Origin of the sequence: Streptomyces sp. NPDC049541 (assembly GCF_044465725.1) — a bacterium.
Classification (GTDB): Bacteria; Actinomycetota; Actinomycetes; order Streptomycetales; family Streptomycetaceae; genus Streptomyces.
In genome coordinates this window covers 41,679-57,781 of sequence record NZ_JBITLY010000021.1, presented here as the reverse complement: position 1 = coordinate 57,781, position 16,103 = coordinate 41,679, and the positions used below count along the sequence as shown (strand labels likewise).

Below are 16,103 nucleotides of genomic sequence, written 5' to 3'. Positions count from 1 at the left end.
TCCACCGCCAACCCCGCCGACATCGGCTGGCCCAAGACCGCCACCGTCGCCACCGCCAACCCCGCCGACATCGGCTGGCCCAAGACCGCCACCGTCGCCACCGCCAACCCCGCCGACATCGGCTGGCCCAAGACCGCCACCGTCTGATACGCGCCCGGGCATCCGCGCCCGCCCCGTGACGCCCCCGCAGGCCGCCGTGCCTCTGCGGGGGCTTCGGCGTTCCCCGGGGTGTTTGCATCTCCGTCCCCGCTCCACCTCGCTTAGAGGCGCTGCTTCGATGCTGAGCCCGACCAGCGCGGCTTCGGGCGAAGGGGCGGTTTCATGACGGAGGCGGACAGAACATCGGTGGCCGGAGCTCTGGAGACGGTCCTCACCGCCTGCACGGCGGGACGCTCCCGGGTGGTACTGATCGAGGGTGGCGCCGGCTGCGGCAAGACCCACCTGTTGAACGCCGTGGCCGAACGGGCGGCCGCCGCGGGAGCGCTACTGCTCACCGCTGCCGCCACCGAGTCCGAGCGCGGGGCGCCCCTCGGAGTGCTGCGCCAACTGGTCGGCGGTGCACCGGTGCTCGCACTCCCCCGCACCGGAGCCGACGACGCCGTACCCTCCGAGGAGGCGATGCGGACGTTCTGCGCGCAGTTGTGCACTCCCGCTCTGGACCGGCCGGTGGTGCTCTGCGTGGACGACGTCCAGTACGCCGACGCGCAGTCCCTGCATCATCTGCGCCATCTCGCCCGGCACGCCCGCCCGGCCCGGGTCCTGCTGGTCGCCACCGTCTCCGCGTACGCCGCACACATCCAGGAGCCGCTTTTCACCCCGGAGCCGGCCGGTCGGCACGTGCGGCGGATCCGGCTCGGTCCGCTCGCCCCGGAAGAGACGGCCCGCGCCGCCGCGGCCCCGCCCCAGGGGTGGCCGGCACCGGGCCGCCCCGGCCGCCCGCCGTCCGAACTGCATGGCATCACCGGCGGAAACCCGCTCCTGCTGCGCGCCCTGCTGCAGGAGGACGGCGCCGCCGTACAGCCCCCGGCGCCCGCGCCCGACGGCCCGTTCGCCGAGGCCGTCCTCGACTGTCTGCGCCGGAGCGGGCCAGGGGCCGAGGCGGTCGCCCGCGCGGTGGCGGCACTGGCCGCCTGGGCCACCGAACCCCTCGTCGCACGCATGCTGCACCGCCCCGGGACCGATGTCCCGTCGCCCGCAGGCCACGACGTCCCGGGCGCGCTGAACGCTCTGCGTGCCTGTGGGCTGCTCGAAGGCCTCCGGTTCCGCCACCCGTCCGTCCCGACCGCCGTCCTGGCCGGTGTTCCCCCGCGCATGCGCGGCGACCTCCGTCGAAGGGCGGCCCACGCGCTGCACGAGGCGGGGGCCCCGGCCGAAGCGGTGGCCGGCCATCTGCTCGCCCCGCCGGCGGACGGCAGGCGCTCCCCCGCCCGCCCCGAGGACTTCACGTTGCTCGTCGAGACGGCCCACGCCCTGCTGGCGCCCGGCCCCGCCGACGGCCCCGACCTGGCTCCGCGCGCGGACACCACCGCCGACGCCGAGCGTCTCCTCGAACTCGCGCACGGTGTCTGCCCCGACGAGGACGAGCGTGCCGCCGTGGCCCTGTCGCTCGTGCGGACCGGCGCCCGCCGGCATCCGGCGGTCGGCGAGGCACGGCTGACCGCATGGGTCACCGGCCCGCGTTCGGCCCGGCCTTCGGGCTGGGACCCGCGGGAGCCCGCCGCGCTGCTGCTCGCCCAGGGCCGGATCGCCGAGGCCTGCGCACTGCTGCGGACGGAGGATCCGGGCGCGGAGGACCGCTGGGTCGTCGGCACCCTGCTCGACGCTCCAGCCGGTGAGTGCGAGACGTTGCTGGGGACGGTGCCGCTGACGGACACCTCCTTCGCCCGTCTCGTCAACGCCGTGCGTGCGCTGCTGTACTCGGACCGGTCCGAGCGCGCGGTGTCCCCGAGCAGAGGGCTGCTCGCGCAGGCGGAGAGGAGCGGCGCGCCCGGCTGGCGCGCGGTCTGCGCGGCGCTGTACGCCGAGGCGCTGCTGCGGACCGGCGACGCACACGGGGCCCGCAGGCACGCGACGGCGGCGCTCGACGCGCTGCCCACCTGCGGTGGCGGAGCGTTCCCTTACGGCCCGGCCGCCACACTCGTCCAGGCCTGTGCCGCCCTCGGCCACCACGACGAGGCGACCCGGCACGCCCAGCGCCCGGTGACCCGGCAGGCGCTGACCAGTCTGTACGGCGTGCAGTACCTGCGCGCCCGCGGGCTGCACCGGTTGTCCCTGGGGCAGCCGCACACCGCGCTCGCCGACTTCCGCACGGCGGGCCGTGTGGTGCAGTCGTGGCAGGCGGACCGGCCGGCGTTCCTGCCGTGGCGCACGGACGCCGCGCAGGCGCTGCTGCGGATGGGCCGGCTCGGACGGGCCCGGGCGCTGGCGGAGGAACAGCTCGCCCTGCCGGACGCGGCGCACCCCCGGGTACGGGGTGCCTGCCTGCGCCTGCTGGCCGCGACGGGCTCGCCCGGTCGGCGCACCGCTCTGCTGGGCGAGGCCGTCGACGAACTGCGGCGCGCGGGCGACGGATTGGAGACCGTCCGGGCGCTGGCCGAGCTCGGGCATGCCCTGCACGGCGACGGCCGCGCCGCACAGGGGGCCGCCGCTCTTCGGGCCGCCTGGAATCTGGCACAGCAGCTGGGCGCGGTGGGCTTTCCGGAGGAGCTGTTGCCCGTGGCCGGCCGTCCCGCTGTCGAAGTCGCCGCCGGGGAGGTGCCCTTGAACGACGCCGAGCGGCGGGTGGCGGAGCTGCCCGGCCGGCCGGCCGGTACCGCGCCCGTGCGCACCTGACCGAGGGACGGCCCCGGCCGTCCCCGCGCCTGGAGCGGCTGTGCCGCGGAGGACCCTCACCTCCGCGGCACAGCCGCTTTCGCATGCCGGACAAGCCCGCCCCCGCAGCGCACTTGGCAACCTTCCGCTTCTCGAAGCGGCCGCAATCCACCCGCACGACCTGCGACTCCATTGCCGCTCGACCGTAGCGAGACACCTCCTCAGGCAGATGTTGCCAATATTCAGGCAACGTTTTGCCAACCCGGAACGCGCTGTCGTAAGGAGCGAGTGCTGATGTCGGTCTTGTCGGTCTCCGGCCTCATCGAGCAGCAGGTCCAGGAGCGTCCCCACGCGATCGCGGTCCACTACCCCCGGCACGCCGACGGCCGCGACGCCCGCCTCACCTACCTGGAGCTGAGCCGCGCGGCCAACCGTCTCGCCGCCCACCTGCGGGCCCGCGGGGTCGGCCGCGGCGACCGGGTGGTGACCTCGCTGCGGCCGGGCCCGGAGCTGGTGACCGCGTTCCTCGGGATCGTGCGGGCCGGCGCCGCCTACGTCCCGGTCGACCCCGCCGACCCGGCCGAACGGCGCCGGCTGATCGTGCGCGACAGCGCGGCCGCCGTGGTGCTGACCGAGAGCGCGGACGCGCCGGACTACGCGGACCCGCACACGGCGGTCGTCGCCCTGGACGCCGAGGCCTCCGAGATCGCCCGGCGCTGCGACGCCCTGCCCGAGCAGACGACCGGCCCGGACGACGCCGTCTACGTCTGCTACGCCTCCGGCACCACCGGCACCCCCAAGGGCGTCGTCGTACCGCACCGCGCGGTGCTGGACTTCGTCACCTCCACCGACTACCTGCGGCTGACCCCCGCCGACGTGGTGGCCCAGGCCGCCGGCCCCGCCTTCGACGCGGTCACCTTCGAGGTGTGGACGACGCTCACCGCGGGCGCCCGGCTGGTCGGCCTCGGCAAGGCCACCGTCACCGACCCGGACCGCTTCCAGGACGCGGTCCGCGCCCACGGCATCTCCGTGGTCTTCCTGACGACCGCCCGGTTCCACCAGATCGCCCGGGAGCGGCCGGCCGCCTTCGCGCCGCTCGGCACCGTCCTGTTCGGCGGCGAGACCTGCGACCCGCGCCGGGTCCGCGAGGTGTTCGCCGCCGGCGCGCCCGAGCGGCTGCTGCACGTGTACGGGCCGACCGAGACCACGACGTTCGCCACCTGGCACCGGGTCACCGAACCCGCCGAGGGCGACCGTACGATCCCGATCGGCCGGCCGATCGGCGCCACCACGGCCGTGGTCGTGGACACCGACGGCACCCCGGTCGCCCCGGGCGGCACCGGTGAACTCCTGCTCGGCGGAGCGGGCGTGGCCACCGGCTACCTGCACCGGCCGGAGCTGACCGCGCAGCGGTTCGTCGAGGACCGCCTCACCGGCACCGACGGCCCGCTGTACCGCACCGGCGACCTGGTGCGCACGGGCGAGGACGGCGCGCTGGAGTTCGTCGGCCGGGTGGACGGCCAGATCAAGCTGCACGGTTTCCGCATCGAACTCGGCGAGATCGAGTCGGTGCTGACCGCTCACCCGGCCGTGTCCGCCGCCGCGGTGTCACTGCACGAGACCGAGGACGGCGACAAACGCCTGGTGGCACATGTGGTCCCGGCTGCCCCGGCCTCGGCGGCCGCCGAGGAGGACACACAGGTCACCGAGTGGAAGGAGATCTACGAGGCGCTCTACGACCACGCCGACGCCGCCGGGCCGGGCGACGACTTCACCGGCTGGAACAGCAGTTACGACGCCCTGCCGATCCCGCTGGAGCAGATGCGGGAGTGGCGGGACGCCACCCTCGACCGGATCCGCGAGCTGCCGCGCCGCCGGGTCCTGGAGATCGGTGCGGGCACCGGACTGCTGATGGCCCACCTCGCCCGCGACGAGGAGGTCCACGAATACTGGGCCACCGACTTCTCCCCCGCCGCCGTCGCCGCGCTCACCGCGCAGGTGGAGGCCGACCCGGTCCTGAAGGGCAAGGTCCGGCTCGACTGCCGGGGCGCCGAGCACACCCACGGACTGCCCGCCGGGCACTTCGACACGATCGTCGTCAACTCGGTGATCCAGTACTTCCCGAGCCTCGCCTACCTGCGCACCGTCGTCGAGCGGGCCCTGCCGCTGCTCGCCCCGGGCGGTTCGCTGCTCCTCGGCGACCTGCGCAACCTGGACCTCGCCCGCTGCTTGAGGACCGGCATCGCGCTGGCCCGGCCGGGCGGCGCCCGCGGCGACCGGGAGGCGCTGCTCCGCGCCATCGACCAGCAGGTCGCCACGGAGACCGAACTGCTGCTCTCCCCCGCCCTGTTCGACGCCCTCGCCCGGGACCTGCCCGCCGTGCGCGCGGTCGACGTGCGCACCAAGCGGGGCCTGCACCACAACGAGCTGACCCGCTACCGCTACGACGTGGTGCTCTCCACGGCCGAGCCGGTCGCCGACCTCGCCGCCGCGCCCGCCCTCCGCTGGGGCCGGGACATCGCCGGCACCGCCGAGGCCGAACACCACCTGACGACGGCGCGCCCCGCCGTGCTGCGCCTGGCCGGGGTGCCCAACCGCCGGGTGCACGACGAGTACACGGCCATGCAGTCCCTCTTCGACCCCCGCGACAGCATCGACCTGGAGCCGCAGGACGCGCCCGCCCCCGCCCCGGAGGCGCTGTGCGAGGCCGCCGAGCGCCTGGGCTACCGGGCCCTGCCCACCTGGGGCGAGAGCCCGGACCTCCTCGACATCGTCCTCCTCGACCCCGAGCAGGTCCCCGCGGGCCGGCTGACCGGCGTGTACGCGGCACCCGTCGCCGACGCCGAGAGCTGCGCCAACACCCCGACCACCTTCGACCGCACCGTCGACCTGGAAGTCGTCCTGCGCACCCATCTCCAGGAGCGGCTGCCGCACCACATGATCCCGTCCGCACTGACGATCATGGAAGCCCTGCCGTTGAACGCCAACGGCGAGGTGGACCGCGAGGCCCTGCCGGCGCCCTCGTTCACCGCCGACCGCCCCGGCACCCAGCCCGGCACGCCGATCCAGGAGATCGTCCGTGACCTGTTCGCCGAGGTGCTGGGCCTGCCGCGGCACAAGGTGCACGCCGACTCCGACTTCTTCCGCACCGGTGGCCACTCGCCGGCAGCGGCCCGGCTGCTGTCCCGGGCCCGCGAGACGCTGGGCGCCGACCCGGGCAGCCGGGCGCTGTACGAGGCGCCGACCCCGGCCGCGTTCGCCGCGCTCGTCGGCGACGCCCCCGCCGCGGTGACCGGACCGGGCGCCACCGCCGGCGACAGCTCGGAGTTCTCGGTACGGCTGCGCGGCGCGCTGGACACCCGCGCCCTGGAAGCCGCCCTGGAGGACCTCGGCCGGAGCCATCCGTCGCTGCGCAACTCCCGGCTCGGCGTGGCCGGCACCCGGCTGCGCGCCCTGGCCGCCGACGACCACCTGCTGACACTGTCGCTGCCCGCCGACTCGGTCGACGCGTGGTCCCATCTGCCGCTGACCGCCGAACTCGCCCGGGCCTACGGGGCGCGGGCCACCGGGCACATCCCGCACCACTGCCCCGCCGAACCGGACGCGGCTCCCCGCGCGGTCTTCGGCGACCTGCCGCCCACCCCGCTGCCCGGCGGCGCGCCGCATGCCGGCCACGCCTCCCACGGCAGCCTGGAGAGCGAACTGGACGCGGAACTGCACGCGCGGCTCACCCGGTTGGCCGCCGATCACGGCACCACCCTGTTCATGGTGGTGCACGCCGCGCTCGCCGCCCTGCTGAACCGGCTCGGCGCGGCCGGCCCGGTCACCGTGGCCGCCCCGGTCCCGGCCCGGGACACCGCCGCACTGCGCGCGGCCGTCGGCCCGTACGGGCGGGTCCTGGCCCTGACCGTGGACACCTCCGGCGACCCGGCCTTCACCGAACTGCTGCGCCGGGTCCGCGAGCGGGACCTGGCCGCCTACCGGGACGGCGAGGCGGCACTGGCGGCGCTGCCCGGCGGGATCGGGCTGACCGTTCTCCAGGAGTGCGTGGGCCGGTTCGAGGCGGCCGGACTGTCCGTGCAGGCCGAGCACTGCACCCCTCCGGTCCCGGCCACGGATCTGGGGCTGACGCTGACGGAGCGGCAGAACCCCGCGGGTGCCCCGGCCGGCATCACCGTCACCGCCGCCTTCCGCCACGAGACGGTCGGCGAGAGGGTCGCTGCCTCCCTCACCGGTCAGCTCACCGCCGTACTGCGGTCGGCCCTCGAAGCGCCCGCGACCCCGCTCAGCCGGCTGCGGCTGCTGCCCGGCCCTGCCGCCGGGGACGGGGTGTGGGCGGGTGCGGACGTGCCGCTCATGGAGCGGGACATGGCATCGCTGTTCGCCGCGCAGGTGGCGCGGGCCCCCGAGGCGCCCGCGCTGGCCGGCCTGGACTACGCCGAACTCGACGCCCGCTCCGACCTGTTGGCGCACGCCCTCATCGAGCACCGGGCCGGTCCCGGCACCTGTGTGCTCACCGCCCTGTCCTCCCCGACCGGGTTCGCGGTGGCCGCGATCGCCGTGGCGAAGACGGGAGCCGCGCTGCTGCCGGTCGACCCCTCACTGGATCTCGCCGAGTCACTGCGTCCCGCGGTACTGCTTCTCGACGAGACCGCGGACCTGCTGCTGCCCGCCGTGCCCGGTGCGGCCCGGCTGGTCCGCGAGGACGCCGCCGACCGGCTGCCGCCGACCGGGCGCTGGCCGGTGACGGAGGCCGACCGCACCCGGCCGCTGCGCGGTGACGACCCGCTCCTGCTGCTGCCCGGCGAGGACGGCACCGTGGCGATGGGCAGCGAGGCCGTCACCGCGGCGGCGCTGGCCGCACCGGCAGACGCGGCCTGGCTGGTGCACGGCTACCCGGACGGCGACGCGGCGGTGGGGCTGCTGACCACCTTGGCCTGCGGCGGCCGCGTGCACGTCCCGGACGGCTCACTCACCCAGGACGTGCCGCACGAGGTGCTGGGCTGGCTGCGCCGACAGGGCGCCCGAGTGGTGCTGGGCGGCGCCGACGACGTGCTGTGCGCGCTGGTGTCGCTCGCCCGGACCGAGGGCGCCGAGCTGACCGTGAGCGGCGGCTGGGCCGAGGGCAGGCTCGTCGTCGAGCGGGTGCCCGGCGCCCCGGCCCGGCCCGCCCCCGGCTACCGGGCCTACCTCCTCGACTCGCTGCTGCGCCCGGTTGGCCCGGGCGAGACCGGGTCCCTGTACATCGCGGGCGTCGGCACGGCCCGGGGCTACATCGGGGCGCCAGGGGCCAGCGGCGAGCGGTTCCTGCCCGACCCGTTCGGCCGCCCGGACGGCACCACCGCCCGGATGTGGCGCACCGGGCGCGCCGCCCACCTGGACGAGTACGGCAATCTGCGGGTGCTGGACGTCCCGGCCCACGACGACCCGTTCGCCGACGAGTTCGCCACCTTCGTGGTGCTGGCCGACTCGACCGGTCACCGTGCGCTGTGGCCCGCGACGGCCGCCGTCCCCGTGGGCTGGTACGAGACCCACGCCGAGGACCTGTACGAGCTGTGCCTCGACCACATCAACGACCAGCTCGGCGACCCGTTCTAGGCCGGCGGCCGGAGGGCCGAACCGTTCTGCATGCCGCGTCGCTCCCCCTGCCGATGCTGCCCGGGCCCGCAACGGGGGCTCGCGGCCCCGGCCCACGCCCGGCCGGCGGTCCACGCCCAAGCAGCAGCCACCCCACCCGGCGGGCCGTCGGCGACCTGGCCGGGAATCTTCGTGAACCGGGCGAACCGGTCCGTCACACCCCGGACGCCGCGGAACCCCGCTCCAGCGCGGACTGGGCCAGGGACTCGGCGAGGACGCGCCAGATCTCCGCGGCCAGGTCGATGTTGGCGTCGGCCTGCGCCTGCTCGGCGAGGGCCCGCAGCCCCTGGAGGCCGCTCTCGTCGCCGGAGCGGATGCGCAGCTGGTGGCGGAGGATGTCCAGCCGTACCCGGTCCCGGTAGGTCATCCTGGGCTCCACCTCGGCGAGTTCGCCGAGCAGGACGCGGGCGTCGTCGTACCGGGCGGTGAGGAAGGCGAGGTCGGCCTTGAGCGCGGTCAGTTCCTGGCGCAGGCCGGGGGTGCCGACGAACGCGAGGGCCGGCTCGGCGGCCACGACGCACCGCTCGGCGGCCTCGGGGTCCGGCGGCACCTTCTGCAGGTGCAGCCGGCCGGCGGCGAGCCGCAGCCGCAGCCACAGTACGAGGTCCTCGCCGCTGCCGAACTTCTCCAGCGCCTCCTCCAGATGGGCCTGCGCGGCCGCATGGTCGCCCTGCCGCAGACGCACCGCCGCGGCGGTCCACATCGCCTCCGCCCACAACGCGTCCGACCTGCCCGCGACCAGTTCGACCAGCTCGTCGGTGTGGGCCCGTGCGTCCGGCGTCCGGCCCGCCTCCGCCTCCACCGAGATCAGGGCCAGCAGCACCGCGGCACGGTCCTCGACGTCCAGGTCGTCCTCGCGGGCGAGATGGTGGGCCGTCATCGCGGCGTCGAGGGCGTCCGTGATCTCACCCAGCGAGCGCAGACAGCGGGCGAGCCGGGTCAGGCCGCGCACCCGCAGCGCGACCAGTCCGACCGCGTCGCTGAGCCGTACCAGTTCCTCGAGGTCCTCCCGCTCACCCTCGTGGTCGCCCTGGACCCGCCGCTGCCGGGCCAGTTGCCACAGCGCCTGCCAGCGCAGCACCGGCGCCTCGTGGCCCTCGGCCGCCAGGGCCTCGCGGAGGGTTTCCATCGCCGCCTCGGAGCCGGTGGAGGCGACCAGCGTCAGCGCGTTGGCGAGGGAACCGCCGGCGGGCTCCTCGAAGTCCGCCGCCTCCAGGCCGAGTCGGTCGGCGAGATAGGCGACGGCCCGCTCGGTGGGCTGGCGTGCGCCGGACTCCAGACGGGAGAGGTATCCCGTCGACATGCCGTCACCGGCCAGCGCGGTCTGGGACAGCCCACGAGCCTGTCGCAGTTTGCGGAGACGACGGCCGAACGCGGGCTGCTGCGGCATGTGACCATTCCCTGGGACGGACGGGTGGGGGGCGGCCGGGGGCGGGATGGGCGAGCCATCGTCCGAAGGCCACCGAAAGCCGCAACGAGCGTAGGCCGCCGGGCAAGTGCCGGGCAATGTTTTGCCAGACGCCGTGCCCTGGTCCTCGTGCGAACCTCACGGGACTCTCGTGCGTTTCTCGAGCGATCCTTTAGCGAATACGAGGAGCATCTCAAGCGCCGGTGGCGTCACCTGCGCACCGGCCCGTTTTCGATCACGGGAACTGTTCTCGTTCGCGTCCACGGGAGTCGTTCATGAAGCCCTCGGTTCCTGACCGCCGCGCTGCCCGTGAGGGCCGCGCCGGCCGACCGGGACCGATGCGCGGTACATCGTCCGACGACGACATCGGCTGGCCCAAGAGATGATCTTGCCCACGGCTGTACCGGGCAAGGCACCTGAATGACGCAGGCACCACGCTTCAGTGCCGGCAAGCCGACGCGCTCGCCCTCTGCAGAGCGTTCGCCAGACTCCGGGGCCCGTCCGGATCGTCGCAGGCGCCGCCGACCACGACCAGGGGCGGGCGCACCCCTGGCCCCGTGACCTGCCGGGCCAGTTCACAGGCGAGGGCACCGGCGCCGGAGTACCCACCGAGCACCAGCCGGCCGGGCGAACGGGCCAGCGTGCCGAGGGGCCCGGCCTGGGCGGCCTCCTCGCCGGCGGTGAGCCGGAGCGCGGTCAGCGCCTCCGGCCCGCGGTAGTGCCGCACCAGCTCCCAGTGGCCCGTGCGCGGCGCGCCCGGGACGTCGAGCAGGCACACGGTCGCCGCCGCGGGCTCCGACGCACCGCGCAGCACGAGCGGCGCCGCGTCCCGGGCGGGGGGACCGTCCGGTACCCGGGGTGTGACGGCGTCCGGCAGCCAGGCCAGGACGTCCCCGACGGTGGTTCCCGCGGTCGCCGCGCCGGGCAGCAGGCGCAACAGCCGCTCGGTGTGCGCCAGCAGAGTGCGGGCGGCGCCGCCGCCGACGAGGTCACGGTCGTAGGCGCAGGTGAGCACGAGACCACGGCGGGCATCGTGACCGGCGCGCAGCCGCAGGGCTGACCCGGCGGGGGCCCCGGCGGCCTCCTGCTCCTCGAGGCGTATCCCTTGCGCGGCGAGTTCCTTGTTGTGGGCGGCCTCGGCACGCGGGCCGCAGTCGAAGGCGAGCAGGCCGCCTGCCCGTGACCCGGCGTCGCGGCCGACGGCCGGTCCGCCGGCCGCGACCCATTCGTACGCGGCCATGTCCATCACCAGGTCACGCAGTTCGCGCAGCAGTCCGGACAGGGGTTGCGTCGCGTCGACGGCGACCGTGAGGGGCAGCGCGTTCTCGAACGGGCCGGGGACACCCTCGATGCCCTCCAGGAGCAGCCCCCGCCCTGGAAAGTCCAGGCCGAAGCCTACGGTTGCCGGCCCGGGGGCGGCATCGGACGCACGGTACAGAAGCATCGCCCACACCGCCTGGAGCACGCTGCTCTCCGTGACGCCCCAGCGCGCCGCCCAGTGGGCCAGGAGTGTGCTGTCGTCCGGGGTCAGGGCGGTGCGGAGCACGCCGGTGCCTCCGCTGCCGGCACGGCCGACCGGGCCGGGCCGGGGTGCGGCGGGCGCGGGCGGCCGGTGGGCGGGCCCGCGCCAGAAGTCGTCGGCCGGGCCGAGGCCCTGGGCGCCGAGCCAGCGGGCGCAGTCGCCCAGGTCGGGTCGGCGTTCGCCGCCGGGCAGCACCCCGTCGGCGAGGTAGGCGCGGCAGCACTCGCGCATCAGCAGCCGGACACTCCAACTGTCCAGCAGGGCACGGTGATAGGTCACGAGTACGTCGGTGAAGGGCGCTGCCGCGTCCGCGGGGCCGCTGTCCAGCAGCGCCACCCGCACCGATTCGGGGCGGCGCAGGTCGAAGGCACGGGCACGCTCGCGGGCCAGCAGCGCCGCGCGCCGGACCACCGTGCCGTGCGGGTGGCGGACGACTTCCGTGGCGCCGTGGTCGAGGACGACGGCGCGCGGCCGCGGGTCCCATACGAAGGCGGTGCGCAGCACGCTCTCGCGCTCGCCGACGGCCTGCCAGGCCGCCTCGAAGCGTGCGGTGTCGAGGGGGCCGTACCAGCGCCAGACGACCTGCTCGACCTGGTGGTCGGGCCAGGCCAGGGCATCGGCGAGCCGCTGCTGCTGCAGGGGGGTGAGCGGTTGGGTGCGCGGCAGCGTCCCGCAGGGCAGGCCGGCCGGCCCCGCGCAGGCCCCGGCGCCGTGCCGGCCGCCGGGATCGGGCGCGGCGGCGGTGAGCAGGTCGGCGAGCAGTCCGACGGGATAGGGCGCCGACACCCCGTCGCCGCCGGGGAGTTCGACGGTGTGCAGGTCGGGGCCGTGCCGCAGCAACCTGGGCCCCGGATTCCGGGCGCCCGGACGGATCTCCGCGATGCGGTGCAGGGCCCGGTGGTAGCAGTCCGTGTGCAGTGGCCCGTGCAGTTCCAGGGCGCCGTGGGCACCCCGCTCGGGGTCGATCACCGCGTATACACCGGCAGGCCGGCCGTCGTTCATCGCCTCCCCCTCTCGGACAACCCCGTACGGAACGGACGTCTGCCCCCGGCTCAGCGAATCGGCCCCCGTGCTCCGGCCGACGAGGCGGGGCGCACGGCACGGACGCGCCGCCGCAGGAGCGGCCCGAGAGCCTGCTCCCCGTCCCGGAACGGCGCGGCAGTGGCACCGCAAGGGCGGGACACCGGGCGGACCCGGCCGGCAGGGGACGACCCAGGCGCACACGCGGCGCCCCGCCGCACCGCACAGCACACACCACCGGCCCAGGCCCACCGCACATCGGTGACCTGGGCATCCGACAGGCACACGGCTCCGGTACGTGCCGGCCGATGTGGCGCTCATCCATGGCCGCCCCCTCACACTCGGCCTTCCCACGCTAGCCCCGCCACGTCCCGTCCGTCCGTTTTCTCCAGCGACCCCCGAACCATCCCCGACCTGCATTCGTCCGCCCTGAACGCCCGCAACACCGCAAGGTCAGGCAGAGGTCCGACTCCCGGTCCCGGGGAGACTCCCGGCCAAGGACCGGCCGATGGCTCGCTCGAAGTCCTCCTCGTGGCAATGGAGTTGCTGCCGATTCGAGGCCCGGGTCAGCTCGCCGTCGTCCTCGGAACGAACACGTCGTGGCACTGCTCGACCCGCCCCGCCGCGTCGAAACGGAGCTCGGCGACCAGCGACCAGGCCGCCCTTCCGGCGCGCGCGGTCGCCCGCAGCACGACGCTGTCACCGTCGGCGAGGAGGCTCTCGACCGTCAGTCCCAGCCCGTCGGGCAGCGCTCGCCGGCCTGTGCCGGCGGGGCCCGCCCAGTGGCGGGTGAGCTGGTTGACCTCGCCCCGGTTGCCTGCCGCGACCAGCGCGAGGACGAGTTCCTTGTTACGTTCGCGCAGGCTGCGAGCGGTGAGGAGTTCGTGCAGCGCCCCGCTGAGGGGCTCAGTCAACGTGGGCACCATGACGAGGGGTCCTTCCTCATGGTTCGTCATCCCGTACAGCCGTCCCGGAAACCATGACCGCCCGCACTGGAGCGGTGATGGAGCGCGGAAGTGCTTTCGGCTGGAATCGCGCCGACCTCGCGTGTGCCGCGTTCCGCCACGGCTCCACCACCCCTGTAGGGGGCGTGGCCAGGCTGGTCCAGGTCAGGGGTGGACCAACCGAGACGGTGCGACTATGACGTTGGTCGGCAGGACCACGGCGATCAAGACCTTGACGGATGCCTTCACGGACTGTGCCGAGGGGTGCTTCCGCACCGTTGTGGTGGAAGGGCCCACCGGGTGCGGCAAGAGCGCGCTCGTGCACCTGCTGATCGAACGGGCCGCGACCGCGGGAGCCGTGGTGCTGTGCGCAACCGGCTTCCCGGCCGAGCGCCGAACCGCGTGGAGCGTGGTCCGCCGGCTGCTGGCCGACCGTCCCGGGCCGCCCCTGCGGGAGAGCACCGCGGACCGGGCACCGCGTATCGGGGACATGCCGGCGCTGTGCGCCGAACTGCGCGCGCTGAGCGAGCGCAGACCGCTGGTGCTGTGTGTGGACGACGTCCACCACGCCGACGCCGAGTCCCGCGCCTTCGTCCAGTACCTGTCCCGCTCCGCACGTCCCGCCCGCATGCTCCTGGTCGTGGCCGGCACGGTCCACCACGAGCAGGGCGACCCGGCGTTCGCGACCGAGCTGATGCGCCGTCCGACGTCTCGCCGGGTCCGGCTGGAGCGGCTCGGACCGGCCGAGGTGGCCGCGCTGGCCGAACGCGCCGGCTGCAGCGAACACCCCGCGTTCCTCCACGAGTCCAGCGGTGGCAACCCCCTGCTGCTGCGCGCCCTCCTGGAGGAATACGCTCTGGCCGACCGGCGCCGGCCGACGGCATCCGCGCCGCGCACCCCGGACGTCGACGGCCCCTTCGCCCAGGCCGTCCGCGCCTGTCTGTACCGCGCCGGCGCCACCGCCGCGAGGGTCGCCCGGGCCGCCGCGCTGCTGGACGACGCGGCCACGCCGGAGCGCATCGCGGAGCTGACGGGCATCGCGCCGCCCGCGGTACGGCAGCGCCTGGCCGGCCTGCACGGAGCGGGTCTGCTGAGCGGCACCGGCTTCTCGCATCCCGCCGTACGGGCCGCGGCCCTCGGCGCCCTGCCCGCCACCGACCTGGTCGCCCTGCTGCCGCGGCCCGGGCGATTGCATGCGTCGGCCAGGCCCGGCAGTGCACCGCGAGTTCCGGACCAGCGGGCGCGGCGATCTTCCGTGGCGTCATGACCACGACTTCCCTCAACGATCCGACGACAGGCAAAGGGTGAGGTCAGCAATGGCTTGGGACAAGAACTTCGAGGAACTGCTGCGTGGCTACCTGCCGTTCCTCGACGCGTCCGAACCGCTGGAGGCCGACACGGACCTCAGGATCTCGGGTCTGGACTCGCTGGGCGCGGTGGAGTTGCTGGGCTCGCTGGAGGGCGCCTACGGCATCCACTTCGTGAACGAGGCCCTCTCCCTGGACACCTTCGCCACGCCGGCCGTCCTGTGGGAGACGGTGACCCGGTTGCAGGCGGCCGCCTGAGCCCCGTACGGAAAACGCCGAAACCGCCGTCCCGGATGGCGGATCGGCGGTTTCGGCGTTTCGGCAGTACGGCTACGGGCCGGTGGCGGGGCGGTGCGGGGTGCGGCAGGCCGCCGGTCGTGGGCCGGGCGGTGCCGGCCGTCACGCAGCGAACAGGTCGAACGTCGAGGAGCGGCGCGACCCCGCCAGCACGTCCAGCTGCGGGTCGACGGCCAGCATGGCCTGGTGCATGCGCTGCAACTGCGGCGAGGGCTCCACGCCCAGTTCGTCGATGAGCCGCATGCGCAGCCGGCGGTAGACCTCCAGCGCGGTCGCCTGCCGGCCCGACCGGTACATCGCCACCATGGCCTGCGAGTGCAGTCCCTCGTGGTGCGGATGGCGGGCGGTCAGTTCGGTCAGCTCGGCGATCAGCTCCGAGTGGCGGCCGAGCCGCAGATCGGCGTCGATGCGCCGCTCCACGGTGACCAGTCTGCTCTCCTGCAGGCGCATCACCTCGATGTCGAGGACCGGCCCGAGTTTCACGTCGACCAGCGGTGCGCCGGTCCACAGATCGAGTGCCGCACGGAACCGCGCCGCGGACACCTCGTCGTCCCCCGTCTCGAACGCCGACTGTCCCTGCCGGACCAGTTCCTCGTATTGGTGCACGTCGACACAGCTTCTGTCGATCTGCAGCAGGTATCCGCCGTGCCGCGTGGCGAGAATGTCCTTCGCCCCGGTCGGCACGCCCGGACCCATGGCCGTACCGAGCCGCCTGCGCAGTTGAAGTATGTATGTCTGCAGGGTCGTCAGCGCGCTCGTCGGAGGTGCGGTTCCCCAGAGTTCCTCCATAAGCGTGGGAACGGGCATGACCCGCCCCGGATAAAGCGCCAGCAGCGACAGAATCTGCCGCGGCTTACCGGCCGTCGGAACGATTGATCCCCCGTTGACCTCGGCACTCAACGGACCCAGAACCTGAATCTGCATGGTGGCCTCCCCACCTCGTCGAGTCCTTGTCCAGTTCCTTTCGGCGGCCAGAAATCTCCGCCGCTACGCAAGCTAGCCGTATCCGTGCCCCTCAAGCGATTTCCTGTAGCGGTCCTCCAGCGGTGCTCCAATTGGGGTGTTGCACGGAGCCTGCGCGGCACTCAAGAACACATGTACCAATAATGGAAATGAACTTTTGATTCCGGTACGGCTTTCGGGACGGCGATAACCTT

Annotated in this window: 8 protein-coding genes; 4 read left to right on the top strand and 4 right to left on the bottom strand. The window is 74.6% G+C overall.

Annotated elements, in window-relative coordinates:
- Positions 1–321 precede the first annotated feature (321 nt).
- Together ACIBW9_RS41670 and ACIBW9_RS41665 are read left to right on the top strand one after the other, a co-directional pair.
- The gene (locus ACIBW9_RS41670; RefSeq protein WP_398963836.1) at positions 322–2,832 is read left to right on the top strand and encodes an AAA family ATPase; all 2,511 of its coding nucleotides are present in this window, start codon (positions 322–324) and stop codon (positions 2,830–2,832) included.
- Positions 2,833–3,105: 273 nt separating this feature from the next.
- The gene (locus ACIBW9_RS41665; RefSeq protein ID WP_398963833.1) at positions 3,106–8,409 is read left to right on the top strand and encodes an amino acid adenylation domain-containing protein; all 5,304 of its coding nucleotides are present in this window, start codon (positions 3,106–3,108) and stop codon (positions 8,407–8,409) included.
- A 193-nt stretch (positions 8,410–8,602) separates the two neighbouring features.
- Here ACIBW9_RS41665 and ACIBW9_RS41660 read toward each other — a convergent pair whose 3' ends face one another.
- The 3 genes from ACIBW9_RS41660 to ACIBW9_RS41650 all read right to left on the bottom strand — a co-directional run bounded on the left by ACIBW9_RS41660 (position 8,603) and on the right by ACIBW9_RS41650 (position 13,312).
- Positions 8,603–9,838 (bottom strand): helix-turn-helix domain-containing protein, encoded by a 1,236-nt coding sequence (locus ACIBW9_RS41660; protein WP_398963830.1) that lies wholly within the window; start codon positions 9,836–9,838, stop codon positions 8,603–8,605.
- Between the two features lie 457 nt (positions 9,839–10,295).
- Positions 10,296–12,380, bottom strand: coding sequence for a condensation domain-containing protein (locus ACIBW9_RS41655; RefSeq protein WP_398963827.1), 2,085 nt, complete (start codon positions 12,378–12,380; stop codon positions 10,296–10,298).
- A 584-nt stretch (positions 12,381–12,964) separates the two neighbouring features.
- Positions 12,965–13,312: a hypothetical protein gene (locus ACIBW9_RS41650; RefSeq protein ID WP_398963825.1), complete on the bottom strand. Its 348-nt coding sequence runs from the start codon at positions 13,310–13,312 to the stop codon at positions 12,965–12,967.
- A gap of 226 nt (positions 13,313–13,538) precedes the next feature.
- Here ACIBW9_RS41650 and ACIBW9_RS41645 point away from each other — a divergent pair, with 226 nt between their 5' ends.
- A complete protein-coding gene (locus tag ACIBW9_RS41645; protein ID WP_398963822.1) occupies positions 13,539–14,609 on the top strand; it encodes an AAA family ATPase in 1,071 nt (356 codons plus the stop codon).
- Between the two features lie 49 nt (positions 14,610–14,658).
- The gene (locus tag ACIBW9_RS41640; RefSeq protein WP_398963819.1) at positions 14,659–14,907 is read left to right on the top strand and encodes an acyl carrier protein; all 249 of its coding nucleotides are present in this window, start codon (positions 14,659–14,661) and stop codon (positions 14,905–14,907) included.
- A 141-nt stretch (positions 14,908–15,048) separates the two neighbouring features.
- Here ACIBW9_RS41640 and ACIBW9_RS41635 read toward each other — a convergent pair whose 3' ends face one another.
- Positions 15,049–15,870: a BTAD domain-containing putative transcriptional regulator gene (locus tag ACIBW9_RS41635; protein ID WP_398963816.1), complete on the bottom strand. Its 822-nt coding sequence runs from the start codon at positions 15,868–15,870 to the stop codon at positions 15,049–15,051.
- Positions 15,871–16,103: the final 233 nt, after the last annotated feature.